This window comes from Nonomuraea corallina (genome assembly GCF_027620315.1).
Taxonomy (GTDB): Bacteria; Actinomycetota; Actinomycetes; order Streptosporangiales; family Streptosporangiaceae; genus Nonomuraea; species Nonomuraea corallina.
This window is the reverse complement of sequence record NZ_JAPNNL010000116.1, coordinates 1-23,524: the sequence shown is the minus strand read 5'-3', so window position 1 is coordinate 23,524 and position 23,524 is coordinate 1. Positions and strand designations below refer to the sequence as shown.

Below are 23,524 nucleotides of genomic sequence, written 5' to 3'. Positions count from 1 at the left end.
CCGCGCCTCGTCAACGGGCCGGGCGTTCCGTGCGCGGCGGCCCCTCACGGCCGTGGGGGGGGGGGCCCCCCCGCCCCCCGGGGCGCCGGGGCCCCTGTTCGCATGATGAAAGGCCTCTATGCATCGAGCCCGCACCACCGGCGTCCGCCCCGCCTCGACCGCGGGCGGCGCCACTGACAGCGCCCCGGCTGAGGACCGATTCGAGGACCGGTTCGAGGACGAGGACTACCCCGCCTACAGCATGGGCGCCGCCGCCGAGATGCTCGGGGTGACCCCGACCTTCCTGCGGGCCCTGGGCGCCGCCAAGCTGATCGAGCCCAAGCGTTCCAGCGGCGGTCACCGCCGCTACTCCCGCTACCAGCTCCGCCTGGCCGCCCGCGCTCGCGAACTCGTCGACCAGGGCACGCCCGTGGAAGCCGCCTGCCGCATCATCATCCTGGAGGACCAGCTCGCCGAGGCGCTGCGCATCAACGCCGCGTACGAGCGCGAGCGCACGGCCGGAGGCTGACGCCGACCGTTCTGATCGAGGCCGGCGTCCCTTGCGGAACGATCCGTGCCGCATGGGGTCCTACCGTGCCGTCCATGACGCACGAAACAGATATCCGGCCGTTCCGTATCGAGATCCCGCATGCCGAGGTGGACGATCTGCGTGACCGGCTGGTCCGCACCCGCTGGCCCAGCCGTCTGCCGGGCGCCGAGTGGAGCCGGGGGGTGCCGGTCGCGTACCTGAAGGACCTGGTCGGCTACTGGGCCGAGGAGTTCGACTGGCGTGCCCAGGAGGCGCGGCTGAACCGGTTCCCGCAGTTCACCACCGAGATCGACGGGCAGACCGTGCACTTCTTCCACGTCCGGTCCGCGAACCCGGGCGCGCTCCCGCTGCTCATCACGCACAGCTGGCCGAGCTCGGTCGTGGAGTTCGCCGAACTGCTCGGCCCGCTGTCGGAGACCTTCCACGTGATCGCCCCCTCACTGCCGGGGTTCGGGTTCTCCCCGTTCCCCGAGCCCGCGGACGAGCGGCCGTGGAGCATGGAGCGGGTGGCGCGCACGTGGGCGGAGCTGATGGACCGGCTGGGGTACGAGCGCTACGGCGTCCACGGCAACGACGCGGGCGCCCTGGTCTCACCGCGACTCGCCGTGCTGGTCCCGGAGCGCGTGGCCGGGGTGCACCGGCGTCTTCTTCAGCGGACGGTGAACGGCCGGGCCGGTCCCCGTGCGGGGGCCGGCCCGGCCGTCGGGGGATCAGGCCAGGTCGAACCGGTCGAGGTTCATGACCTTGTTCCACGCCGCGACGAACTCCGTCACGAACTTCTCCTTGGCGTCGTCGCACGCGTACACCTCGGCGAGCGCGCGCAGCTCGGAGTTCGAGCCGAAGACCAGGTCGACGCGGCTGCCGGTCCACTTGATCTCGCCGGTGGCGGCGTCACGGGCCTCGAAGGTGTTGTCGTCACCGGCCACCGGCTCCCAGGTCGTGCCCAGGTCGAGCAGGTTGACGAAGAAGTCGTTCGTCAGCTTGCCCGGGGTGGTGGTGAGGACGCCCAGCTGCGACTGCTGGCTGTTGGCGCCCAGGACGCGCAGGCCGCCGATCAGGACGGTCATCTCGGGGGCGCTCAGCGTGAGCAGGTTGGCCCGGTCGAGCAGGAGGTACTCGGCCGGCAGCTTGTTGCCCTTGCCCAGGTAGTTGCGGAACCCGTCGGCGCTCGGCTCCAGGGCGGCGAACGACTCGACGTCCGTCTGCTCCTGCGAGGCGTCCACGCGGCCCGGCGTGAAGGGCACCTGGACGTCGAAGCCGGCGTCCTTGGCGGCCTTCTCGACGGCGGCGCAGCCGGCGAGCACGATCACGTCGGCGAGCGAGACCTGCTTGCCGCCGGTCTGGGAGCCGTTGTAGCCCTGCTGGATGCCCTCCAGCGTGCCGAGCACCGTGGCGAGCCGGTCGGGGTCGTTGACCTCCCAGCCGATCTGCGGCTGCAGGCGGATGCGGGCGCCGTTGGCGCCGCCGCGCTTGTCGCTGCCGCGGAAGGAGGAGGCCGACGCCCACGCGGTGGACACCAGCTCGGAGACCGACAGGCCGGAGGCGAGGATCTGCGCCTTGAGCGCGGCGACGTCGCCGTCGTCGATCAGCTCGTACGTCACCTCGGGCAGCGGGTCCTGCCACAGCAGCGTCTCGGTCGGGACCTCCGGGCCGAGGTAGCGGCAGACCGGGCCCATGTCGCGGTGGGTCAGCTTGAACCAGGCACGGGCGAAGGCGTCGGCGAACTCGTCGGGGTTCTCGTAGAACCGCCGCGAGATCGGGCCGTAGATCGGGTCCTCGCGCAGCGCGATGTCGGTGGTCAGCATGGACGGCGCGTGACGCTTCGACGGGTCGTGGGCGTCGGGGATCGAACCCTCGCCGGCGCCGTGCTTGGGCCGCCACTGGTGGGCGCCGGCCGGGCTCTTGGTCAGCTCCCACTCGTAGCCGAACAGGTTCCAGAAGAAGTTGGTGCTCCACTTCGTCGGCGTGGAGGTCCAGGTGACCTCCAGGCCGCTGGTGATCGTGTCGCCGCCCTTGCCGCTGCCGTAGGTGCTCTTCCAGCCCAGGCCCTGCTGCTCGATCGGGGCGGCCTCGGGGTCGGGGCCGACGTGGTCGGCCGGGCCGGCGCCGTGGGTCTTGCCGAAGGTGTGGCCGCCCGCGATCAGGGCGACGGTCTCCTCGTCGTTCATGGCCATCCGGCGGAACGTCTCACGGATGTCGCGGGCCGCGGCGAGCGGGTCCGGGTTGCCGTTGGGGCCCTCCGGGTTGACGTAGATGAGGCCCATCTGGACCGCGCCGAGCGGGTTCTCCAGCTCGCGGTCGCCGGTGTAGCGCTCGTCGGCCAGCCAGGTGGACTCGGGACCCCAGTAGACATCCTCCTCGGGCTCCCAGACGTCCTCGCGGCCGCCGGCGAAGCCGAAGGTCTTGAAGCCCATCGACTCCAGGGCCACGTTGCCGGCGAGGACCATCAGGTCGGCCCACGACAGCTTCCTGCCGTACTTCTTCTTGATCGGCCACAGCAGGCGGCGGGCCTTGTCGAGGTTGGCGTTGTCGGGCCAGCTGTTGAGCGGGGCGAAGCGCTGCTGGCCGGCCCCGGCGCCGCCGCGGCCGTCGCTGATGCGGTAGGTGCCGGCGCTGTGCCAGGCCATGCGGACCATGAACGGGCCGTAGTGGCCGAAGTCGGCGGGCCACCAGTCCTGCGAGGTCGTCAGCAGCTCGGCGATGTCACGCTTCACGGCCGGGAGGTCGAGGCTCTGGAACTCCGCGGCGTAGTCGAAGTCGTCGCCCATGGGGTTGGCGACGGCCGGGTTCTTGGCGAGGATTTTCAGGTTGAGCCGCTCCGGCCACCACTGGCGGTTGCCGCCGCCCTGGGTCGGGTGCGGAGCGCGATGCGCGACCGGGCAGCCGCCGCCTTCGCTCTCCGGCTTGGAGTCGGTGACGATCGCATCATGGTTCTCGGTCATGGGAGTCCTTCGGATCAGGCGGTGGAACAGTCGGGGCACAGGCCCCAGAAGATGACCTCGGCCTCGTCGACGGCGAAACCGTGGTCGTCGGACGCGTTCAGGCAAGGCGCATGGCCGGTCACGCAGTCGACGTCCGCGACGGCGCCGCACGACCGGCACACGATGTGGTGGTGGTTGTCACCCACGCGCCCCTCGAACCGGGCCGCGCTGCCGGCCGGTTCGATGCGCCGTACGAGCCCCGCCGCGGTGAGCGCGTGCAGGGCTTCGTACACGGCCTGGAGGGAGATGTGGCCGACGCGATCGCGCACCCCGGAGGCGATGGTCTCGACGTCGAGATGGTCACCGTCCCGGACGGTCTCGAGCAGTGCGACGCGGGCGGCCGTGACTCTCAGGCCGACCCCTCGCAGCTCCTCGGCGGTGGTCTTGGGCGCGCTCATGTCCGGCCAACCTACCGTGCTAAACACGAACGATACAAGTAAAGGAAGAGTCCAAGTTTGTGGTATCGGTGACACTCCGCCCCTGGCGAGGGGCCTGGGACGGGCCGATCATCCGCCTTCGGCGACCGCCTGCGCGCCGAGAACGGCCGAGCTTCCGTACGGGACGTCCCGTACGGAAGCTCGGAACCGGGGCGTCACGGCCAGTACGGGGCGAGGATGTCGAACTTGTTCGGCAGGCCGAGCTGGTAGCGGATGTCGTCCAGGTCGTAGAGCGACTTGAACTCGCGCGGCAGGTACAGGTCGTACAGCTTGGCCTTGGTGGCGGAGGAGCCGGCGGCGTCGAGGATGGCGTTGGCCGTGGTGCGGCCCGCCTCGTTGCCGCCCTCCATGGTCGCCAGGTTGATGTTGTTGCGGACGTAGTCGGCGGCCAGGTAGAAGTTCGGGATCCTGGTCGTGGCCTCGGGGCGGTTCGCCCACGAGCTGGGCGAGTTGATGAGCAGGGGTTCGTCGTTGGCCACCGACGGGGTGCCCTCACCGGTGATGGCGGGGTCGACGAACCAGCTGTGGACCAGCGAGTCCGGCAGCAACTGGGCGCCGTTGGGGGTGACGGCGCGGACCTGGGCCAGCACCTCCTGGACGATCTGCTGGCGGGTGCACTGCTTGGCGGTCTTGCCGAACAGGATGCCCGGCGAGTTCCAGTCCGACAGGTCGAGCGACAGGCAGTCCTTCGCCACGCCGTCGCCGTAGGTGGCGGGGAAGTCGGTCGCCCAGAACTGCGCCTGGCTGATGGAGGTGAGCGCCCACGGGGTGCCGGCGTAGACCATGTGGCCGTCGACGATCGGCCTGGGCTCCTTGAGGTAGATCATGACGCCGTTCATCCAGTCGGTCTCCAGATGGCTCAGCCTGGCCAGCTGGGGGTCGGCGGACTTCATCGCGCTCGACAGGATGGGCGTGAGGCGCTCGACGGGCATCGCGGCCACGTAGTGGTCGGCGGTCACGGTGCCGGCCGCGCCGGTGGGGTCGGTCACCCGGGCGCCGGTGATCCGGCCGCCGCTGTAGTCGAATCCGGTGGCCGTCCAGCCGACCTTGAACTGGACGCCGAGCCCTCTCAGATAGTTGAGCCAGGGGTCGATCCACACGTCGTTGGACGGGCCGTTGAGCACCTGGTCGGGCGGGCCGTACGGGCCGAGCCCGAGGGCGCTGTAGAGGAGCGCCTCGAACATCATCGCGATCGTGCGGGTGTTGGCCCGGTCGGGCTGGGCGGCCACCAGGGAGGCGGTGAACATCCTGGTCAGCAGCTCGCGGTACTCGACCGACATGTTGTCGGACTTGGTGAAGTCGGAGAAGCTCATGTTCTCCCACTGGCCCAGCTTCCGGCGGGGGCCGCTGGTGATGAACGTGATCATCTTCGACAGGAAGAAGTTGACCTGGGTGAGCGGGATGGTGGTGCCCGCCACGAGCGCGCTGCGTAAGAAGTCCTGGATGACCTCCGGGGTGAGCCCGCCGTCCAGCTCGCTGGGGATGGGGACGCGCAGCATCTTCTGGCGGTAGGCGATGGCCGTGAGGCTGGCGGCGACCAGGTTGTCGCGGACGGTGCCGGAGCCGAACGGGATGCGGCTCATCGTGTCCGGCAGGTTCTGGTAGAAGCCGGGGAAGAACCGGAAGCCGTGCTCGCCGGGCAGGTCCTTGCGCCCCCCGGTGGCGGTGCCGGGAACGGGGATGCTCCTGGACTTGCCGCCGAGCACCTTGCGCTCGTACACGGTGACCTGGAAGCCGCGCTCGGCCAGCTCGTGGGCGGTGCTCAGGCCGCCCATGCCGGCGCCGAAGACCGCCACCCTGCGGCCGGTGACGCTCGCCTTGAGAAGGGAGGGGGCGGCGGCTCTGGCACCTTCCACGCCCCACAGCGGGCCGGTCGCCGCACCCGCGGCGGTGGCCAGTGCGCCGGTGACGAACCTTCGTCGGTCGATCCCGCCCTGACCCTTGTCCTGGACTTCCTGGTCTGCCATGGGGGTGGCCTCCGCTCACCATTAGCTAACCGACACGGCTGTTGGTTCAGCTAGGCGAGACGATGAACCTGCGGATCACTTCTGTCAAGACGCAGATGTGCGCCCAGGCGTCTGGGAGAGACCGTTCCACAGCACGAGCATGGCGGCCTCGACGAGTCCGTCGCGCGGCATCGACGGATTCCTGGCCCACCACTGGGCGAGACCGTCGGTGCCGGAGATGAGCAGCTCGACCACGGCGTGGGCGGTGTCACTGTCGGGGTCGAGGCCCAGGTTGCGCAGGTCGCGCCCGAGCATCACGGCGACCGAGCGGGTGCGGGTCTCGCGGATGCCCCAGCGCACCGCCTTGATCTCCGGGTCGTCCTCGTCGGTGTGGTCGAACAGCAGGCGGCGGGCGTCCGGCCAGTCCTCGGAGAAGCTGAAGTAGGCGTCGAGCGTGGCCCGCAGCCGCCGGCCCGGCGAGCCGCTGCCGGTGATGCGGGCGCCGATGTGCTCCACCAGTCGCGCGTTCTGCTCCTGCAGGACCGTGATCAGCAGGACCTTCTTGGACGGGAAGTGGTCGTAGAGCACCGAGCGGGTGACCCCGGCCGCGGCCGCGATCTCCTCCATGGCGGTGGCGTGGTAGCCGCGGGCGGCGAAGACCTCCAGGGCCGACTCGGTGATGCGGGCCCGACGGGCCGAGCCCCGCATGCGCTTCTTCGGCTCCTGGATCGCCATGCCCGGCAGCCTACCCCCGACCCGTTGACGCCGCGCCTCTCGGAGGCATAAAACCGACACTAGAGTCGGTTAGCGCGCCAGGAGGCCCCGATGCCAGAGCACGCAGACGTCGTCATCGCCGGAGCGCGGTGCGCGGGTTCCGCCACCGCGGCCGCGCTGGCCCGGCGTGGGGTCAAGGTGATCGCGCTGGACCCGGCGCGGTTCCCGTCGACCACGGTCTCCACCCACCTGCTCTTCGCCTCGGGCGTCGCCGAGCTGGCCAGGACCGGCGCCCTGGAACGTGTCGAGAAGATCGGCGCGCCGAAGCTCCCCCGCTCCTTCGTCGGCGGCCCCGGACACGCCGCCTCCGGCGGCTACACCGCGATCGACGGCATCGACTACGGCCTGTGCGTGCGGCGGGCCGGGCTGGACGCGGCACTCGTCGACACGGCCCGCGCGGCCGGCGCCGAGGTCAGGGAGGGCCACCGCGTCACCGACCTCCTGTGGGAGGCAGGCCGGGCGGTGGGCGTCAAGGTCAGCGAGCGCGGCGGCAAGGAGTACGAGATCCGCGCCGGCCTGGTCGTCGGCGCGGACGGCCGCCGCTCGACCGTCGCCCGCCTGGTCGGCGCCGACCAGCCCCGGCTGTCCCACGCCAACGGCCGGGCCTGCTACTACGCGTACTACGAGGACCCGCGCGAGGAGTGGCGCTCGACCGCCGCCATGTGGCTGACCGGGCGGGAGCTGGGCAACGCCTTCCCGTGCGACGGCGGGATGTCGATGGTGCTGCTGATGCCGCCGGCCGAGCGGGCCGCGGACTTCCGGGGAGACCTGGAGGCGGAGTTCACTCGTACCGTCGGGCTGGTGCCGGGGCTGGCCAAGCGCCTGGAGGGGTGCACCAGGGCGACGAAGATCGTCAGCTCGGTGTCGCACCCGTCGTTCTTCCGCAGGTCGGCGGGCCCCGGCTGGGCGCTGGTCGGCGACGCGGGCCACTTCAAGGACCCGGTCACGGCGCAGGGCATCCGCGACGCGCTGAGGTTCGGGAGGCTGCTGGGCGAGCGGGTCGCCGGCGTGGTGGACGACCCCGCGGCCCTCGACGAGGCCACGGCCGCCTGGGAACGGTCACGCGACCGGCAGTGCCTGATCATGTACCACTGGACGAACCTGCTCGGGCGCGGCGACGGGCTCGCGTACGTGCAGATCGAGCTGCTGCGCGGGCTGACCGACGCGCCGTACGGGGTGCGCCGGATCCTCGAGGTCTACTCCAGGATCCGGGACCCGCGCGAGACGCTGGCGATGGGCGGCATGGTCAAGGCCGTCGCGCGCGCCCTGCGCGACAACCCGGGCGCCCGCCTGTCGGTGCTGAAGGCGACGGGCGAGACGCTGCGCGAGATGGCCGGCCACCACGACGAGGCCAAGCGCCTGCTCCGCCCGGCCGCATCATGAGGCCGACCCGGCTACGCGGCGGGAGATGCGCCCGGTGCGACCGGCCGCTCCTGCTGCTGCTCTTGCTCCGGCGAGGGGCGCGCGATCAGGACGTAGCGCTCGTCGGTGACCGGCCGGCCCCAGAGCGCCGGGTCGGTGAGCCGCTCGTGGTGGACCACCCGGGCCATCGGCGCGAGCGCCGCGGTCAGCCGCTCGGCGGGCACGCCGCCGAGCCAGGGCAGCGGAGGCGCGGCCGCCGCGTAGGGCGGGTCTCCGGGAGCGGTCCAGCGGCCCTCGACCAGCACCAGCCGGCCGCCCGGCCGGAGCAGCGCCAGCCAGCGGCGGAGCGCCTCCTCGGGCGCGGGCAGGGTCCACAGCAGATGGCGTACGAGAACCGCGTCGAACCTGGCCCCGGCCGCCACCGGAGGGTCTCCGGCGTCCCCGAGCAGCAGGGGCGCGCTGAGACCCGCCTCCCCGAGCTTGCGGGCGGCCTGGTCGATCATGCGCGGCGAGAGGTCGACACCGGTGGGGCGGTGGCCCTGCTGGGCGAGCAGCAGCATCAGCGAGCCCGTGCCGCAGCCCAGGTCGAGGATGTCGGAGGCGCCGCTGGGCAGCCACTGGGTGAGCCTGAGCCACCAGGCGGCGCGGACCTGCGGGCTGCGCAGACCGTGGTCGGGCTCCTGGTCGAAGGCGTCGGCGGAGGAGTCCCAGAACGTCGAGATGGGAGCGAGGTCGGGTGTCGGCACCCGCGCAGTCTGGCAGCGGGCGCCGACAGTTTCCGCGTCCGGCGTGGTCAGGCCGCCGGGACGGCCTGGGACCACCAGGCGTTCCAGCGCGCCTCCAGGGCCGCGAACTCCTCGTCCGACTGCCCGTACGTGGTCAGCACCATCATGGCGCCGCCCTCGGGATGGACCGCGACGGGCGGGGTGTGGGTGAGCACGAGCAGGCCGTCGCCCCAGCCGTCGACGGTGAGGCCGAGCTGGCGATCCGTGCGGTACCAGACCGTGCCCGCGAGGGGCTCGCCGGTGGGGGCGGCGTGCTCGTACGGGGCGCCGGGGGCGAGGCCGGCGAGCGCGTCCAGGCCGGCGGCCGTCAGGGGCGGGGTGGCGCCGGGTCCCGAGAGGAAGACGGTGCGCCGGTCGGCGCCCGGGTGGCGCTCCAGGGCGAACTTGAGCTGGTGGACGAAGGTGACCCAGCCCTCGTTGACGTCGTCGTAGTAGGCGTCCCACTCGGTGTCACCGCTGAGCGGGGCGCGGGTCATGCGCAGGAGGGTGCGGCCCTCGCCGGCGTCGGCCAGCTCGAACCTGTCACCGCCCTGGACCTCCACCCAGTGTTCCTCGGGGGACTCGGTGACGTGCTCGGCGTAGATGAGCTCGATCTCCTTGTCGAGGCCGTCGAAGTGCCAGCCGTGCCAGCGCCGGATCTGCTCCGGGTCGCGCAGCGCCCGCCACACCTCCTCGACCGGTGCGGAGATGGTGACCTCCACGGTGAACCGCTCGTCCGTCATCGAAACTCCTCCAGGGGGTGAGGTGGGAGAGTCACTCGCCCCGCTCCTTGCGCGGGGCGGGGTGGCCGCCGGCGGTGAGGCGGTAGGGCCTGCCACCGGCGGTGTCGTAGCGGGCCGCGAGGCGTGAGACGGCCTCGGCGAGCTCGTCGGTGAAGCGGTGCACGTCGCCCGGCTCGGCGAAGCGCACGTCGGCCTCCAGCGTGAAGGTCAGCAGGCGGACGCCCTGCCGGTCAGCCTCGGCGGCCATCCGGGTGACCTCGCGGACGGTGCCCGCGGCGACCTCGACCAGGTGCTCTGCGGCGTGCCGGTCGGCGATGCGGGTGAAGTCGGCGTCGACCTGGCCGGGGGCGGCGAGCACGTCGGGGTCGACGAGGAAGGCCTTGGCGGTGGCGCGCATGACCCGCTCGACGCAGCCGCGACGGCGGCGCTCCTCGACGAGCTCGATCAGCCCTTCCTGCTCCAGCACCTTCAGGTGGTAGCCGACCCGCTGACGCGGCCGGCCGAGCTCGGCGGCGAGCTGGACCGCCGAGGCCGGCTCGCGGAGGCGGGCGAGGAGCTGTCGGCGGATGGGCGTCAGGGCGACGCGCAGGCGCTCGGGCTCGTCCATGAGCGATATCTGGGTGGCGGCCATGAGCCGATGGAACCATTGGACAGTTTTTCCTGTCAAATGGAGATCGAGTGTGCACTTTTCCCGATAAGGCTTGATACGTGGACTTATGCACGGTGCTGAGCAGGAAGCTGATGCACCGTAGGGGACGAACGTGAGCGGTGCTCGCTGAGCGCCGCCGAAAGATCTCTTACGGGGAGAACCAATGAACAGCATCAAGCACGGCGTGCTCCGCGTGTCGCTGCTCGGCGGCCTGGCCGCCGGCGTGCTGGCGGCGGCGCCCGCCGCCGGCCACGCCGCCCTCGGCGAGCCTGCCGTCACCAGGAGCGGCGCCACCGTGACCATCACGGCGCCCGACGTCACCCGGCACGACAACCTGACCCTTCAGGAGGTGAGCGGCCGGCTGCACGTGTTCGGGGGCGTGATCGCCGGCACGGGCTGCACCCAGGTCTCGGCGAACGAGGTCAACTGCGGCACCGGCGTGACCACGGTCAACGCCCGGCTCGGCCGCGGCGACGACCGCTTCTCGTCGCTGGTCGGCCTGGTGGGCGCCGTGGACGGAGGGCCGGGCGCCGACGTCTTCCAGGCCGGCCGGGGGTCGCGGGGCACCGGCCTCACCTACCGGGGCGGCGACGGCACCGACACCGTCGACTACGGCTCCAGCGGCGCCGCCGTGAAGGTGACCAAGAACGACAGCGCGCAGCCCGACGGCCGGATCGGCCTCGACGGCGACGATGTCACGCTCGACGTGGAGGTCATCCGCGGCACCGTCCGCGCCGACACGCTGATCGGCTCGTCCGGCGCCGACGTGCTGGACGGCGACCAGGGCGCGGACACGCTCGAAGGCCGGGGCGGCGCCGACGTGATCGACGCCGTCGACGTCCAGGGCACCAAGGACACCCTGATCGACTGCGGCGGCGGCGCGGACACCGCGCTGGCCGACGCGGCCGACGCCCCGGTGGCCTGCGAGACGGTCGACCGTTCCTGAGAAGGCCGGAGGCCCGGCATGTGAACTCCCGTGCCGGGCCTCCTCACATGATCCATTAAGTCGCTATATTGCGCCCATGCTTCCCGAGGACGAGACGCATGACGAGGCACTCCCGTACCTGGAGGAACCGCCCGAAGGGGGACGGTGGCTCGCGCCCGCGCTCCGGGAACAGCGGCTCTACGAACTGTGCCGCGACGGCGGCGACGAGGCCCACCTGGCCTACCTGCGCATCATCGCCGCCGAAGGGCTCTACCGGCCGGTCGCGCTGGACGAGGCCCGGGGCGGCGACGGGTCGGCGCCGCTGCACGTGACGACACTGCCCGACGGGCGCAGGCTCGTGCAGGCGTACACGGCCGGAGTGCTGCCCCGCCCGCACCCCGACGTGGTGTACGAGTTCGTCACGTTGCGGGGACTGGTCGCGCTGTGGCCGGACGACGTGCACGTCCTCCTGGTGAACGGGGCGACGCCGTGCGCCAGGGCGTTCCTGGCGACCGAGGACGAGTGGGACACCTGGCTCGCCCTGCACGACGAACTGTTCGAGCCGGACGGCACCTGCGACCGCATCGAGACCCGCCGCACCGGCACGCCGGAGGACGAGGGCCTGCTGCGCGGCCTCGCCTGCGGAGCCCACCTGTGCTACGGCAACGGCGACGCCTGGAACACCCTGGACTGGCACGGCGCCGGCTACAGCGGCGAGGTCGGGCGGCTGGCCGGGAGCTGGGGGATCCAGGACCACGACGGCTGGCTGGAGACCACCGAACGCCTCCTCGCCGCCGAACTGAGCCCGTGGGTGTGGGAGTACGTGCTCGGCGCCCGGCTCTGGCTCGCCCGGCAACTGGGCGACCGGCGCGTCGACCCGGTGGTGTGGCGCGACTGCGTCGAGCAGAGCATCCGCGAACAGCTCAAGGACGAGGTCTCCGGCGAGGAACTGGAAGACCTGGGAGTCGGCCTGCGCGGACTCGTCGGCAAGATCATGCGGTACGAGTCGCGCTTCCGCGCCGACGGCCTCCTGCCGCCCGACGGGTACGTGCGCACCGTCGCCGCGTGGGACCTGGGCCGCGCCACGATGGTGGCCCGCTGGGGCCGCGGCGCCCGGTACGCCACCGAACAGGAGTTGCACGCCGCCGTCGAACGGGCGGGCAAGGCGGTGCAGGCCGTGTACGGCTCGTGGCCGGAGTTCTCGGCCGGCTACGTGCTGGGCCGGTGCCTGCACTTCGACCAGGAGACGTTCGGCGACTGGTACACCACGGTCCTGGACGCCCACCGCGCCCTGCTGACCGCCCCCGACAGCCCGTGGAACACGGTCCCGCTGCACTGAGCGGGCCGGCGGCGCCCGGCCCGCGTGCCCCTTGTGGCCTTCAAGCACATGCCTGGGCGCGTATCAGCGGGGCAGGCGCGTTCGGCGGGCAGGCGCGTTCGGCGGACTGGAGGGCCGAGGGCTGCCGCTTTCCTTGACGTACCGGGAGGACATGCCCAAGCCTTAGGAAGGTTTCTTTCCCGAATGCAGGGGGCGCCGGTGCGTCGGACCCGGACACATGACGGAGTGGCAGGGTGGCTCGTCGCCCTGGGGCTGCTGCTGGTGGCGGCCTGCGGGTCCGCCGCGCCCGCGGAGGATCCGGTGGACGCCGACGACGTGATGTTCGTCCAGATGATGGTCCAGCACCACCGGCAGGGGATCGAGATCGCCGAGGTGGGGGCGGAGAAGGCGACCACGGAGGAGCTGCGGACGCTGGCTGCGGCCGTCGTGAGCACGCAGCGGACCGAGGTCGAGATGATGCTGCGCTGGCTGCACGCCTGGGGGCAGCCGCTCACGCCGCCGGACGGGGCGCATGACCACCATGGCGGGCTGCCGGAGACCGACCGCAAGAAGATCGCCGCGCTCAGGTCGGCGAAGCCGTTCGAGCCCGCGCTGCTGACGCTGCTCATGGGTCATCAGGAGGAAGCGGTCCAGATGGCCGCGACGGAGATCCGCGACGGGGTGAACCCGGAGGCGACCCGCTGGGCGGCGCAGGTGCAGGAGTCGCGCAAGGCCCAGATCGACCAGATGCGGCAATTCCTGGCCAGGATCAACGACTGACAGCGATGGAGAAGAGCGCTTCCCGCCAGGGTCCGACCCGCCGACTGACCTCGGTCGAGGACGCGATCCCTTGACGCGGGTTCGCGGCGCGTCCCGGGCTCAGTCGCGGTCGGCGGGGGTGGGGCCTTGACGGGCCAGCAGGGTGGCGGCGCGCTGGACGCGTTCGTTGACGTCGGCGCGCAGGAGGGCGAAGCGGCCCGCGTGCTTGCGGACGAGCTTCCGCTGCAGCGCCGCGTCGGCCGTGAACCAGTGCGCCACCAGTCCGGACGACCACTTGCAGGCGGTGTCGGCCATGGCCACGCGCTTCTCGTCGGCGCTGATCACCGGATCGTCAAGGCTCCAGCGGGGGTCGGCGATGGCCGCTTGCGGCGACGGGTACGGGTGGCCCGCGGCCCGCATGCAGGCCGCCCAGGCGGTGACGGCCTGGCGGACCTCGGGGGTGGTGGCCGCGCGTTCCAGGGTTCGGGCGTCATGCCGGGCCAGCCAGCGCCAGGGCGCCCTGCCGGTCGGCCCCAGCCGCTCCGCCGCCCGTCCCTCGCACTGCCTCAGCAGACGCGCGTACAGCCGTTCCTTCCTCAGACGATCGGCCCGCCGCTTCTCCCGCGCCTTCTCCCGCGCCGAACGGCCGGCTCGTCGGCCCTCCCCCCGCCGCTCCTGCTTCGCGGAACGGCCGGTCGACCGGTTCGCGGCCCGTCGCCTGTCGCTCCCCGGGCGGCCGGCTCGTCGGTCGTCTGCTCGGGGTCTCTCCTTTTCCGTATGGTCGCGCTCTTGTGCCGGGACGCGTCGGGCGCCTCCTCCGGGGTCGGTCGTGGGGGAGGCGGTGGTGGGCAGGTGGTAGCCGAAGCGGCGGGCCTGCTCGGGGTCGGCGACGCCGTAGCGGCGGGTGTTGCCGGGATCGGGCGGTGCGGGCGGGATCGGGCCGGTCCATCGGCCGAGGCAGTGGGTGACCAGCGCGCGGTGGGCGGCGTCGAGCAGCGCGCGCTGGCCCGGCGCCGGTTTGTAGGCGTCGAACGGCAGCACGAGGTCGAACACCGAGGCGACGACGGGCCGCTGCGGCGGCGGCGCGCTCGTGCAGCCGGTCGCCACCGACACCGCCACCAGCCCGAGGGCGAGGAGCCTGATCATCGGCACCAGATGTCGAGCGAGCTGGCCCGGTTGTCGCCGATGGGGTTGTTGGTCAGGAGGCCGTCGCCCGTGCCGGGGCCGAGCGTGCTGTGGGCGCCGGTGAAGTAGGGGTTCTGCCAGAGCGTCACCGGGCAGCCGACCCGGTTCCTCGCTGAGGTGGTGTCGTTGTTCATGCCGAGCGAGGAGTCGGTGTAGTCCCATCGCAGCCAGGTGTCGTCGGCCATGTTGACGTCGTCGCGGACGAAGTCGCGCCAGAGGTCGACCTGGCCGCGGTTGAAGTCGGAGCCCGCGTACAGGCAGACTCGGCCGTGGAAGCAGGCCGAGCGGGGACTGGCCTCGGCGGGGGCGGAGGCGAGCAGGACGGCGGCCACGGGGGCGATCACGAGGGTGGCCATGAGGGAGGACAGCCTCAACAGGGCCTCCTTGAGGGGTGGGCTCCAGGGATATGGCTAACCTAGCGTGTGCGTACGCATACTCCAGGTCATGGCGCGTGTCTTCCGGTAAAGCCCTGCCGTCGTCCGCGCCACCGGCGGTGAGATCGCCTGAGCGGCGTCCCTCGCCGGCAGCGTCGCCCGCGTCCTGGCGCCGGTCGGTCGAAAAGCGGATGCCATGCCGGGAAACCGGGAGGTACCCTCCACGGGGGTCGAGGAAGGACATGCCGTGGGACACGTCGAGGTCGCTCATCTGACGTATGTGCTGCCGGACGGGCGGCCGTTGCTGGACGACGTGTCGTTCCGGATCGGTGAGGGCGTCAAGGCCGCGCTGGTGGGGCCCAACGGGGCCGGGAAGACGACGCTGATGCGGCTGATCGCGGGGGATCTGCGGCCGGTCGAGGGAGGCGTGGCGTCCTCCGGCGGGCTGGGCGTGATGCGGCAGTTCGTCGGCAGCGTGCGCGACGGCAGCAACGTGCACGACCTGCTGCTGAGCGTGGCGCCGCCCGCCGTGCGGCAGGCGGCCGAGCGGCTGGAGCGGGCCGAGCTCGACATGATGGAGCGCGACGACGAGAAGACGCAGCTGCGCTACGCGCAGGCGATCGGCGACTACACCGACGCCGGCGGGTACGAGATCGAGGTCCTGTGGGACACGTGCACGGTCGCCGCGCTGGGTGTTCCGTACGATCGCGTGAAATATCGGGACGTGGCCACGCTGTCCGGCGGCGAGCAGAAACGGCTGGTGCTGGAGGCGCTGCTGCGCGGCCCCGACCAGACCCTCCTGCTGGACGAGCCCGACAACTACCTCGACGTTCCCGGCAAGGAGTGGCTGGAGCGGCAGCTCCGCGAGACCCCCAAGACCGTGCTGCTGGTCAGCCACGACCGGCAGCTCCTGGCCAACGCCGCCGACCGGATCGTCACCGTGGAGTCGGGCAACGTCTGGATCCACGGCGGCGGCTTCGGCACCTACGCCGAGGCGCGCCGGGCCAGGAACGCCCGTCTCGACGAGCTGCGGCGGCGCTGGGACGAGGAGCACGCCAAGCTCAAGGCCCTGGTCAACATGCTGAAGAACAAGGCGCGCTACAACGACGGCATGGCCGCGGCCTACCACGCCGCCCAGACGCGGCTGCGCAAGTTCGAGGAGGCGGGGCCGCCCGAGACGCCGCCCGCCGACCAGAACATCAGCATGCGCCTGCGCGGCGGCCGCACCGGCAAGCGCGCGGTCATCTGCGAGCGGCTGGAGCTGACCGGCCTGATGAAGCCGTTCGACCTGGAGGTCTGGTACGGCGAGCGGGTGGCGGTGCTGGGCTCGAACGGCTCGGGCAAGTCGCACTTCCTGCGGCTGCTGGCCGGTGAGCAGGTCCGCCACTCCGGTACGGCCAGGCTCGGCGCCCGGGTGGTGCCCGGTCACTTCGCCCAGACGCACTCCCGGCCCGACCTGATCGGCCGCACCCCGGTCGAGATCGTGATGACCGAGCACGCCAGGCTCAAGAACGAGGCGATGAAGGCGCTGGCCCGCTACGAGCTGGCGGGCCTGGTCGCCGACCAGCGGTTCGAGACCCTGTCCGGTGGCCAGCAGGCCAGGCTGCAGATCCTGCTGCTGGAGCTGTCCGGGGCCACGCTGCTGCTGCTCGACGAGCCGACGGACAACCTCGACCTGGCCAGCGCCGAGGCGTTGCAGGAAGGGCTGGACGCGTTCGACGGCACGGTGGTCGCGGTGACGCACGACCGGTGGTTCGCGGCTGATTTCGATCGCTATTTGGTGTTCGGCGCGGATGGTGTGGTTTATGAGGCGCCGGAGCCGGTCTGGGATGAAAAGCGGGTCGTACGCGCCCGTTAGGACAATCAAAAAGCCCGATAGGAAATCAAAGAGTTGGTACGCCCGGCGCGTGTCAGGGGCCGGGCGTGCCCATGATCGGGTTATCACGGCAAAGTGATCCCGCCTAGCCGAACCGTCAGCCTCCTCGCACTCGGGGCGATCTGCCTCGCCGGATGCTCGCCCGAGGAGACGACGCAGCAGCAGCTCAAACCGCTCACCCTCATGGAACAGGCGTCGACCGTCGCCAAGTCGGACGACGGGTACACCGTGACCTGGGCCGCCGTCCTGGCCAACGGCAACCCGTGGCATTTCGGCGAGCACGTCGTGGCGACCGTCGTCGGCAAGGACGCCGGGGGCCGCGAGGTGTTCCGTACGGACCAGCCGCTGGACGCCGTGCCGCCGGGAGGGTCGCTGACGTTCACCGGTCACGGCGTCGCCACGGCGCAGCCGGCCAAGGTCAGCGTCGCCTACCGGCCCGCGCAGTGGCGGCCCGCGGCCCGGGTGCCCTCGTCCTTCCGCCCGTTCCCCGTGTCGCGGGTGCAGACCCTGCGTCAGAAGGACGGGTCGTACCTGGTCACCGGATACGTCGCGAACCCGTACCAGCTGCCCGCCAGCAGCCTCGTGGTGAGCGCGCTGCTGCGCGACAGCGCCGGCAAGCTGCTCGGCGGCGGCAGCGCGTTCGTGGACGACGTGCAGGCGGGCCGCCCGCCGCGGTTCATCCTGACGGTGGCCGGGCTGCCGCCGGGCACCCGGGTGGCCAAGACCGAGGTGTCGGCCCGTACCTGGGGGTCGACCGCGCGGCCCTACGAGGAACTGGCGATGGGCGGCGCCGTGCCGCTGCACACGGTCAAGCCGACGACCGAGCCGTTCGAGACGGACCGGGGGAGTCAGGTGTCCTCGCCTTCGGCCGAGTAAACAAAGACACCATTCCGGACGAATTGCTTGAGATTTTTCTGGTTGGCCCATGACAAGGGATGTGTATCGCGCAGAATCGGTAGAACTGCAAGTTACAACTCCATTACAGTCGGTGATATGAATGACCGCGCCCTGGTCGAAGCCCTGCGCGCCGGCGACCCCGGCGCGCTCGCCGCGCTCTACGACGCGCATGCCGAGAGCGTCTACCGCTACTGCCGGTCCCTGCTCCGTGACGCCGACAGCGCCCAGGTCGCCCTGCGCGACACGCTGATCGCGGCGGAGGCCCACGCCGGCTCGCTGGCCGACCCCGGCATGCTCCGCCCATGGCTGTACGCGCTGGCCAGGAGGGAGTGCCGGCGCCGCCGGATGGCCGCGCCGCAGTCGGCCGGCGACGCGCTCGCGGGCGCGCCGGAGCTCGACGACCCCGACGACGCCGACCTGCGGATCATGGCCTGGAGCGCGGTCCAGAGCCTGCCCGACGACGACCGCGAGGTGCTGGAGCTGGACACCCGCCACGGGCTGTCCGCCGCCGCGCTCGCCGCCGTGCTGGGCGTCCCCCCGCGACGGGTCGACGCCGCCCGCGAGCAGGCGCGCGACCGGCTGCGCGACGCGATCACCGCCGAGATCCTCGCCAAGAAGGTCCCGTACGACTGCCAGGACCGGGCCGGCATCCTCACCGGGTTCGCCGGGGAGCTGACCCCCGACATGCGCGAGCGGCTCGTCCGCCACCTGGCCGGGTGCGAGACCTGCTCCCCGCACCGCAGCCGGCAGGTGTCGGCGGCCAAGGTGTTCGAGCTGCTGCCGCAGGTCACGCTCCCCGAGGCGCTCAGGGTGCGGGTGCTGAGCTGCTTCGTCGACCCCGAGCTGTTCCTCTACCGCCGCTACGTCGCCCGCCGGTCCCAGGCGCTGGACGCCGCCGGGTTTCCCCTGGCCGAGGGACGGAAATCACGCACCTGGCCTCGGGCGCTGGCGTGCACGCTTGCGGCGGTCGCGACCGTGGTGGCGGTAGGGAGCGTCTTCGACTACTTCGGCAAGGAGGTCGGCGGCCTGCCGGGCGTCGCCACCGCGGCGTTCCCGCCGGAAGGCGAGCCGCTGGGCCTGCCGTGGCAGCAGGCCGAGGCCGTCGTCACCGAGCCGGGGCCCGTCGGCACCGCCACCCGGCTGCTGGACCTCATCAGCATCGCCCCGCCGTCCCGCCTGGTCTCGCCCGCCTCGGAGGAGGCCCCCCGAAGGTGGCCCACCGCCGGGCCGTCGTCCAGCCGGCCCGGCGACCCCGAGCCGGTGCCCAGCCGGAGCGGCCTGGCCTCGCTGCCGTCGGTGTGGCCTGGCGACCCCACCCGGGGTCCCGGGTCCGCCCCCACGACGCCCTGCACGAGCCGGCCGCCGACCCGGAAGCCGCCCGTCCGGCCGACCGGCCACCCGCCCGTCCGGCCGACCGACCGGCCGCCTGTCCGGCCGACCGGCCACTGGACCAGGACGCCGCCACCCAGGACGCCGCCGGCCACTCACCCCACGACTCAGCCCACGACGCAGCCGACCACCCAGCCGACCACCCAGCCCACGGCGCAGCCCACGACGCCGCCGTCCGCGCCCGACCCGGTGCCCACCCCGGCGCCGCAGCCCGCCCCGGCGGCCTCCCCGCCCGCCTGAACCGGCGGCGACGCCCATGTCGTCACGAGACACAGGGTGTACGCCGACCGACCGCTGGGAAGCGTGTGCATAGAGTGACCGGGGGGATTCTATGCACGTCCGAGCTGGGATCCTGCTCGCCTGCCTGACCGTCACCCTCAGCCCGCCGGCGCACGCCGAGCCGGCTCCCCCTTCCCGTGACGTCGCCGGCGCGCGGCAGGACGTACGATCCCGCTCCCGCGAGCTGGCCAGAGCCGCCGCCGCGCTCGCCGAGGCGCAGGCGAAGCTGGAGGAGCTGGCGGCCGAGGCCGAACGGCGGGTGGAGGCGTACAACGGGGCGCTGGTGCGGCTGCGCCGGGCGGAGGAGGCGCACGGACGGGCGACGGCCCGGCTCGCCTCGGCGGAGGCCGAGGTGGAGCGCGCCCGGCAGCCGGTGGCCCTGCTGGCCGCGCGGGCGTACGGCGGGATGGGGCTGCCCGCCGTCGCGGTCCCCGTCCGGGACGCCGGCGGTCACGAGGGCTTCCTGCACCGCGCCGCCACGCTCCTGCGGCTCGGCGGCGAGCGGGCCGCGGTGCTCTCCAGGATGCGCGACGCCTGGGCGGTGGCCGAGATCCTGCGCGCCATGGCAGCCGACGCCCACGCCGCCCAGCGGGCCGCCGCCGAGAGCGCGGGCCGCGCCAGGGCGGCCGCGTGGGAGGCCGTGGCCCGGCAGAGGAGTGAGACGAAGGCGCTGGCGGCCGAGCGCGACGCCCTGCAGCGGCGCGTGGACGCCGCCCGCGGCCGGGTGGACCTGTTGGCCAGGCGGAAACGGGCGGGCGCGCTCCGGGTGCCGCCGCGCCGCGGGTCCAGCCGCGGCGACCTGGCCGCCAACTGGGCGCTCACCCAGCTCGGCAAGCCCTACCTGTGGGCCGCCGACGGCCCGCGGAGCTTTGACTGCTCAGGGCTGACCATGCGGGCGTGGCAGCGGGCCGGCGTGCGGCTCGACCACTGGACCGGCACCCAGTGGACGTCCGGCCCGCGCGTCCCCCTGCCCCGGCTGCGCCGCGGCGACCTGCTGTTCTTCGGCCACAACCGGTACGACCCGCGCACCATCCACCACGTGGGCATGTACGTCGGGCGCGGCCTGATGGTGCACGCGCCGCAGGCCGGCGACGTGGTGCGCGTCGCCTCGATCTGGAGACGGGACCTGGTGGGCGCCACCAGGCCCCGGTGACCTCAGTGGTGGCCCTCGTCCTTGGCCCGCTGGAAGGAGCGCTCGATCTCCGCCTCGGCCTCCATGCGGCCCACCCAGTTGGCGCCCTCGACCGACTTGCCGGGCTCCAGGTCCTTGTAGACCTCGAAGAAGTGCTGGATCTCCAGCCGGTCGAACTCCGCCACGTGGTGGATGTCCTGGATGTGCGCCATGCGCGGGTCGGTCGACGGGACGCACAGGACCTTGTCGTCGCCGCCCTTCTCGTCGGTCATGCGGAACATGCCGACCGCCCGGCAGGTGATGTAGCAGCCCGGGAAGGTCGGCTCCTGCAGCAGCACCAGCGCGTCGAGCGGGTCGCCGTCCTCACCGAGGGTGTTCTCGATGAAGCCGTAGTCGGCGGGGTACTGCGTGGAGGTGAACAACAGCCGGTCGAGTCTGATCTTGCCGGTCTCGTGGTCCACTTCGTACTTGTTCCGTTGCCCCTTGGGAATCTCAACGACAACGTCGAACTCCACCGCGGTTCCTCCGCTCGCGCCCCCCGGGAACCCCGGCAGGGCGTTAATGTCTCGTAGGCGAACACCAGGATGAGAGGTCAGGGCGACGTGGCGCGACACGAGCGGTGGGTGATGCTGACCACACTCGTCCTGCTGCAGGTCGTGACCATCGTCACCGGCGTGTACGCGGTTGACAACGACCTCACCCTGAGCGCGCTGACGAGGCGGACGCCACCGGCCGGGCAGACCGCGCCTCCCGAAGTCCCCGTGGTCACCGCGGGGCCGGTGCTGGCCGGCCTGACGGCGAGGCCAGGAGACGGACCTCTCCCGACCAAGCCTACTTTGACCCGCAGACTCACGGATGCGCTGGGTGACCGGGCGCTGGGCGACCAGGTCGGCGCGGTCGTCGTCGACGCCTCCACGGGCCAGCGGGTCTTCGCCGCCAACCCCGACACCGGCATCGTGCCCGCCTCCACCACCAAGGTCGTCACCAGCGCCGCCGCGCTCGCCTCACTCGGCCCCGACACCCGCCTGGCCACCCGCGTCGTGCAGGGCGCGTCGGCCGGCGCGATCGTCCTGGTCGGCGGCGGCGATCCGCTGCTCGCCGGGCCGAAGGCCAAGCGGGCCTCCTTCCCCGCCCAGGCGTCGATGCCCACGCTCGCGGCCCGTACCGCCGCCGCGCTCAAGCGGCGGGGCGTCAAGCGGGTCACGCTCGCGTACGACGACACGCTCTTCACCGGCCCCGCCACCGGGCCGGGCTGGAAGCCCGGCTACGTCGCCGACGGCCACGTCGCGCCGGTGCACGCGCTCGCGATCGACGAGGGGCGCCAGACTCCAGGCCTGAACCGCCCGCGCGTCGCCGACCCCGCGGATCACGCCGCCGCGGCCTTCGCCGGGTTGCTGAAGAAGAAGGGGATCGGCGTCGCCGGCGCGGTCAAGCCCGCGCGGGCCCCGGCCGGGGCCGCCGAGCTGGCCAGGGTCGAGTCGGTTCCGGTCTACGCCCTCGTCGAGCACTCCCTCACGGCCAGCGACAACGACCTCGCGGAGGCGCTGGCCCGGCACGTGGCGATCAAGGAGGGGCAGCCCGGCTCGTTCGCGGGCGTCGCCAAGGCCGTCCCCCAGGTGCTCGGGCGGATCGGCGCCGGCCAGGGCATCCGGGTGTACGACGGGAGCGGCCTGTCGACCCGCAACCGCATCAGCGCCGCCGCGATGGCGGGCCTCATCGCCCTCGCGGTCTCGCCCGACCGGCCCGGCCTGCACGCGGTCGCCTCCGGCATGCCGGTCGCCGGGTTCTCCGGCACGCTGGGCAACGGCCGCCGCTTCACCGGCGCCGACAGCAAGGGCCAGGCCGGGCTGGTCCGCGCCAAGACGGGCACACTCAACAACGTGAGCACGCTGGCCGGGCTGACCACGAGCAGGGACGGCCGGGTGCTGGCCTTCGCCTTCATGGCCGACCGGGTCCCGGTCTACGCCGAACCGGTGCTCGACCGGCTCGCGGCCATCGTCGCGCGCGCCTGACGACGCCGCGGTTGATCAGGCCCGTGAGGAGGCTTCTTCGCGGGCTTGACGAGAAGCACGTACGGTGGTGTGTATGCAGGTGATCGACTGGGATCTGGCCGTCTCGACCGGCACGCGCCTGGTGCGCCCCGGTCCTCAAGTAACTCGCGAGGAGGCCAGACAGGCCGTCGCCGAGCTCCGTACGCTGTCGCGTGAGGCCGAAGGGCACGTGCGGGAGTTCACCAAGATCGATGCCGAGACCGCGCCGGAGGCGGCGACGATCGTCGACCGGCCCGGGTGGATCAGGGCCAACGTGGAGGGCTTCCGCGTCGTCCTGGAGCCGCTGACCCAGCGGATCGCGGGCGGCGCCAACCCGCCCCCGGCGATCGTGAGCGCGGTGGGGTCCCGGATCACCGGCGTCGAGGTCGGCGCCGTGCTCGCCTTCCTGGCGTCCCGGGTGCTGGGCCAGTACGAGCTGTTCCTCCCGCCGGACCCGACGGGTCGCGAGGCCGCCGGCCGGCTCACGCTCGTCGCCCCCAACATCGTGCACGCCGAGCGCGAGATGAACGTCAACCCGCACGACTTCCGCCTGTGGGTGTGTCTGCATGAGGAGACCCACCGGGTGCAGTTCACCGGGGTGTCCTGGCTGCGCGAGTACGTGCGCTCGCAGATGACCGACTTCCTCCTGGCCTCCGACCTCGACCTGCCGACGCTGGTGGAGCGCCTGCGCAACGCCGCGGACACCATCCAGGACGTCGTCAGGGGCGGCGAGGGCAACCTGATCGACGTGATCCAGTCGCCGCAGCAGAAGGAGATGCTCGACCGGCTCACGGCCGTCATGACCCTCGTCGAGGGCCACGGCGACTTCGTGATGGACGCGGTGGGGCCCTCGGTGGTGCCGTCGGTGGCCGAGATCCGGGGCAAGTTCGCCCAGCGCCGCGAGGGCGGCTCCAAGCTCGACCGGACGATCCGCCGCCTGCTGGGCATCGACCTGAAGATGAAGCAGTACGCGGAGGGCTCGGCGTTCGTCCGCCGCGTGGTGGAGAAGGCCGGCATGGACGGCTTCAACCGGGTGTGGACCTCGCCCAACACGCTGCCGACCCCGGCGGAGATCTCCGACCCGGACGCCTGGGTGCGCCGCGTGATCGGCACCCCGGCCCTGCCGAGCTGAGCCGCGCCCCCGTTCACCGGGAGAATGGGGGTGTGGGACCGCA

Annotated in this window: 21 protein-coding genes and 1 pseudogene; 12 read left to right on the top strand and 10 right to left on the bottom strand. The window is 72.4% G+C overall.

Annotation, left to right across the window (positions count from 1 at the left end; genetic code table 11):
* The first annotated feature begins 241 nt into the window (after window positions 1-241).
* Both OUY22_RS24850 and OUY22_RS24845 read left to right on the top strand, forming a co-directional pair.
* The gene (locus OUY22_RS24850; protein WP_270157553.1) at window positions 242-508 is read left to right on the top strand and encodes a helix-turn-helix domain-containing protein; all 267 of its coding nucleotides are present in this window, start codon (window positions 242-244) and stop codon (window positions 506-508) included.
* Between the two features lie 74 nt (window positions 509-582).
* Window positions 583-1,104 (top strand): annotated as a pseudogene (locus tag OUY22_RS24845) (epoxide hydrolase family protein); the annotation flags it as partial.
* A 135-nt stretch (window positions 1,105-1,239) separates the two neighbouring features.
* Here OUY22_RS24845 and katG read toward each other — a convergent pair.
* The 4 genes from katG to OUY22_RS24825 form a co-directional block, all read right to left on the bottom strand.
* Window positions 1,240-3,471: a catalase/peroxidase HPI gene (gene katG / locus OUY22_RS24840; protein WP_270157552.1), complete on the bottom strand. Its 2,232-nt coding sequence runs from the start codon at window positions 3,469-3,471 to the stop codon at window positions 1,240-1,242.
* A 14-nt stretch (window positions 3,472-3,485) separates the two neighbouring features.
* Entirely contained in the window at window positions 3,486-3,908 is a 423-nt protein-coding gene (locus OUY22_RS24835) for a Fur family transcriptional regulator (protein ID WP_270157551.1), read from the bottom strand.
* Between the two features lie 194 nt (window positions 3,909-4,102).
* On the bottom strand, window positions 4,103-5,914 hold the full coding sequence (locus tag OUY22_RS24830; RefSeq protein WP_270157550.1) for a hydroxysqualene dehydroxylase: 1,812 nt from the start codon (window positions 5,912-5,914) through the stop codon (window positions 4,103-4,105).
* Window positions 5,915-5,998: 84 nt separating this feature from the next.
* Window positions 5,999-6,628 (bottom strand): TetR/AcrR family transcriptional regulator, encoded by a 630-nt coding sequence (locus tag OUY22_RS24825; protein WP_270157549.1) that lies wholly within the window; start codon window positions 6,626-6,628, stop codon window positions 5,999-6,001.
* 90 nt (window positions 6,629-6,718) lie between these two features.
* Between OUY22_RS24825 and OUY22_RS24820 the strand changes: the two genes are divergently transcribed.
* On the top strand, window positions 6,719-8,050 hold the full coding sequence (locus OUY22_RS24820; protein ID WP_270157548.1) for an NAD(P)/FAD-dependent oxidoreductase: 1,332 nt from the start codon (window positions 6,719-6,721) through the stop codon (window positions 8,048-8,050).
* Between the two features lie 11 nt (window positions 8,051-8,061).
* Here the strand turns inward: OUY22_RS24820 and OUY22_RS24815 are convergent, their stop codons facing one another.
* The 3 genes from OUY22_RS24815 to OUY22_RS24805 are packed head-to-tail and all read right to left on the bottom strand — an operon-like array spanning window position 8,062 to window position 10,167.
* Window positions 8,062-8,775 carry a class I SAM-dependent methyltransferase gene (locus OUY22_RS24815; RefSeq protein ID WP_270157547.1) on the bottom strand — a complete coding sequence of 238 codons (714 nt, stop codon included), beginning with the start codon at window positions 8,773-8,775 and terminating at the stop codon, window positions 8,062-8,064.
* A gap of 47 nt (window positions 8,776-8,822) precedes the next feature.
* Window positions 8,823-9,536, bottom strand: a complete 714-nt coding sequence (locus OUY22_RS24810) for an SRPBCC family protein (RefSeq protein ID WP_270157546.1) — start codon at window positions 9,534-9,536, stop codon at window positions 8,823-8,825.
* Window positions 9,537-9,567: 31 nt separating this feature from the next.
* A complete protein-coding gene (locus OUY22_RS24805) occupies window positions 9,568-10,167 on the bottom strand; it encodes an ArsR/SmtB family transcription factor (protein ID WP_270157545.1) in 600 nt (199 codons plus the stop codon).
* A gap of 181 nt (window positions 10,168-10,348) precedes the next feature.
* Between OUY22_RS24805 and OUY22_RS24800 the strand changes: the two genes are divergently transcribed.
* The 3 genes from OUY22_RS24800 (at window position 10,349) to OUY22_RS24790 (ending at window position 13,208) form a co-directional block, all read left to right on the top strand.
* Window positions 10,349-11,131, top strand: coding sequence for a calcium-binding protein (locus OUY22_RS24800; protein ID WP_270157544.1), 783 nt, complete (start codon window positions 10,349-10,351; stop codon window positions 11,129-11,131).
* A gap of 76 nt (window positions 11,132-11,207) precedes the next feature.
* The gene (locus OUY22_RS24795; RefSeq protein WP_270157543.1) at window positions 11,208-12,449 is read left to right on the top strand and encodes a DUF1266 domain-containing protein; all 1,242 of its coding nucleotides are present in this window, start codon (window positions 11,208-11,210) and stop codon (window positions 12,447-12,449) included.
* A 225-nt stretch (window positions 12,450-12,674) separates the two neighbouring features.
* On the top strand, window positions 12,675-13,208 hold the full coding sequence (locus OUY22_RS24790; protein ID WP_270157542.1) for a DUF305 domain-containing protein: 534 nt from the start codon (window positions 12,675-12,677) through the stop codon (window positions 13,206-13,208).
* A 99-nt stretch (window positions 13,209-13,307) separates the two neighbouring features.
* On the opposite strand, the gene OUY22_RS24785 is transcribed toward OUY22_RS24790, so the two are convergent.
* Window positions 13,308-14,333, bottom strand: a complete 1,026-nt coding sequence (locus OUY22_RS24785; RefSeq protein WP_270157541.1) for a hypothetical protein — start codon at window positions 14,331-14,333, stop codon at window positions 13,308-13,310.
* Window positions 14,330-14,746, bottom strand: a complete 417-nt coding sequence (locus OUY22_RS24780; RefSeq protein ID WP_270157540.1) for a peptidase inhibitor family I36 protein — start codon at window positions 14,744-14,746, stop codon at window positions 14,330-14,332. The genes OUY22_RS24785 and OUY22_RS24780 overlap by 4 nt, the downstream gene beginning before the upstream one ends.
* Before the next feature lie 247 nt (window positions 14,747-14,993).
* Here OUY22_RS24780 and OUY22_RS24775 point away from each other — a divergent pair, with 247 nt between their 5' ends.
* The 4 genes from OUY22_RS24775 (at window position 14,994) to OUY22_RS24760 (ending at window position 20,340) form a co-directional block, all read left to right on the top strand.
* Window positions 14,994-16,604: an ABC-F family ATP-binding cassette domain-containing protein gene (locus OUY22_RS24775; protein WP_270157539.1), complete on the top strand. Its 1,611-nt coding sequence runs from the start codon at window positions 14,994-14,996 to the stop codon at window positions 16,602-16,604.
* A gap of 93 nt (window positions 16,605-16,697) precedes the next feature.
* Window positions 16,698-17,498, top strand: a complete 801-nt coding sequence (locus OUY22_RS24770; protein ID WP_270157538.1) for a hypothetical protein — start codon at window positions 16,698-16,700, stop codon at window positions 17,496-17,498.
* 117 nt (window positions 17,499-17,615) lie between these two features.
* Entirely contained in the window at window positions 17,616-19,148 is a 1,533-nt protein-coding gene (locus tag OUY22_RS24765; protein ID WP_270157537.1) for an RNA polymerase sigma factor, read from the top strand.
* Window positions 19,149-19,239: 91 nt separating this feature from the next.
* Window positions 19,240-20,340, top strand: coding sequence for a C40 family peptidase (locus OUY22_RS24760; protein ID WP_270157536.1), 1,101 nt, complete (start codon window positions 19,240-19,242; stop codon window positions 20,338-20,340).
* 2 nt (window positions 20,341-20,342) lie between these two features.
* Here the strand turns inward: OUY22_RS24760 and OUY22_RS24755 are convergent, their stop codons facing one another.
* The gene (locus tag OUY22_RS24755) at window positions 20,343-20,834 is read right to left on the bottom strand and encodes an inorganic diphosphatase (protein ID WP_270157535.1); all 492 of its coding nucleotides are present in this window, start codon (window positions 20,832-20,834) and stop codon (window positions 20,343-20,345) included.
* Between the two features lie 87 nt (window positions 20,835-20,921).
* Here OUY22_RS24755 and dacB point away from each other — a divergent pair, with 87 nt between their 5' ends.
* Both dacB and OUY22_RS24745 read left to right on the top strand, forming a co-directional pair.
* A complete protein-coding gene (gene dacB / locus OUY22_RS24750) occupies window positions 20,922-22,331 on the top strand; it encodes a D-alanyl-D-alanine carboxypeptidase/D-alanyl-D-alanine endopeptidase (RefSeq protein ID WP_270157534.1) in 1,410 nt (469 codons plus the stop codon).
* Window positions 22,332-22,404: 73 nt separating this feature from the next.
* The gene (locus OUY22_RS24745; RefSeq protein ID WP_270157533.1) at window positions 22,405-23,481 is read left to right on the top strand and encodes a zinc-dependent metalloprotease; all 1,077 of its coding nucleotides are present in this window, start codon (window positions 22,405-22,407) and stop codon (window positions 23,479-23,481) included.
* Window positions 23,482-23,524 lie beyond the last annotated feature (43 nt).

What these genes read in the sequence shown, in the direction of transcription:
- OUY22_RS24830 (WP_270157550.1), bottom strand. Translation starts at nt 5,914, where the DNA reads ATGGCAGACCAGGAAGTCCAGGACAAGGGTCAGGGCGGGATCGACCGA.
- OUY22_RS24835 (WP_270157551.1), bottom strand. Translation starts at nt 3,908, where the DNA reads ATGAGCGCGCCCAAGACCACCGCCGAGGAGCTGCGAGGGGTCGGCCTG.
- OUY22_RS24745 (WP_270157533.1), top strand. Translation starts at nt 22,405, where the DNA reads ATGCAGGTGATCGACTGGGATCTGGCCGTCTCGACCGGCACGCGCCTG.
- katG (WP_270157552.1), bottom strand. Translation starts at nt 3,471, where the DNA reads ATGACCGAGAACCATGATGCGATCGTCACCGACTCCAAGCCGGAGAGC.
- OUY22_RS24785 (WP_270157541.1), bottom strand. Translation starts at nt 14,333, where the DNA reads ATGATCAGGCTCCTCGCCCTCGGGCTGGTGGCGGTGTCGGTGGCGACC.
- OUY22_RS24795 (WP_270157543.1), top strand. Translation starts at nt 11,208, where the DNA reads ATGCTTCCCGAGGACGAGACGCATGACGAGGCACTCCCGTACCTGGAG.
- OUY22_RS24820 (WP_270157548.1), top strand. Translation starts at nt 6,719, where the DNA reads ATGCCAGAGCACGCAGACGTCGTCATCGCCGGAGCGCGGTGCGCGGGT.
- OUY22_RS24825 (WP_270157549.1), bottom strand. Translation starts at nt 6,628, where the DNA reads ATGGCGATCCAGGAGCCGAAGAAGCGCATGCGGGGCTCGGCCCGTCGG.
- OUY22_RS24810 (WP_270157546.1), bottom strand. Translation starts at nt 9,536, where the DNA reads ATGACGGACGAGCGGTTCACCGTGGAGGTCACCATCTCCGCACCGGTC.
- OUY22_RS24850 (WP_270157553.1), top strand. Translation starts at nt 242, where the DNA reads ATGGGCGCCGCCGCCGAGATGCTCGGGGTGACCCCGACCTTCCTGCGG.
- OUY22_RS24765 (WP_270157537.1), top strand. Translation starts at nt 17,616, where the DNA reads ATGAATGACCGCGCCCTGGTCGAAGCCCTGCGCGCCGGCGACCCCGGC.
- OUY22_RS24800 (WP_270157544.1), top strand. Translation starts at nt 10,349, where the DNA reads ATGAACAGCATCAAGCACGGCGTGCTCCGCGTGTCGCTGCTCGGCGGC.
- OUY22_RS24760 (WP_270157536.1), top strand. Translation starts at nt 19,240, where the DNA reads ATGCACGTCCGAGCTGGGATCCTGCTCGCCTGCCTGACCGTCACCCTC.
- OUY22_RS24805 (WP_270157545.1), bottom strand. Translation starts at nt 10,167, where the DNA reads ATGGCCGCCACCCAGATATCGCTCATGGACGAGCCCGAGCGCCTGCGC.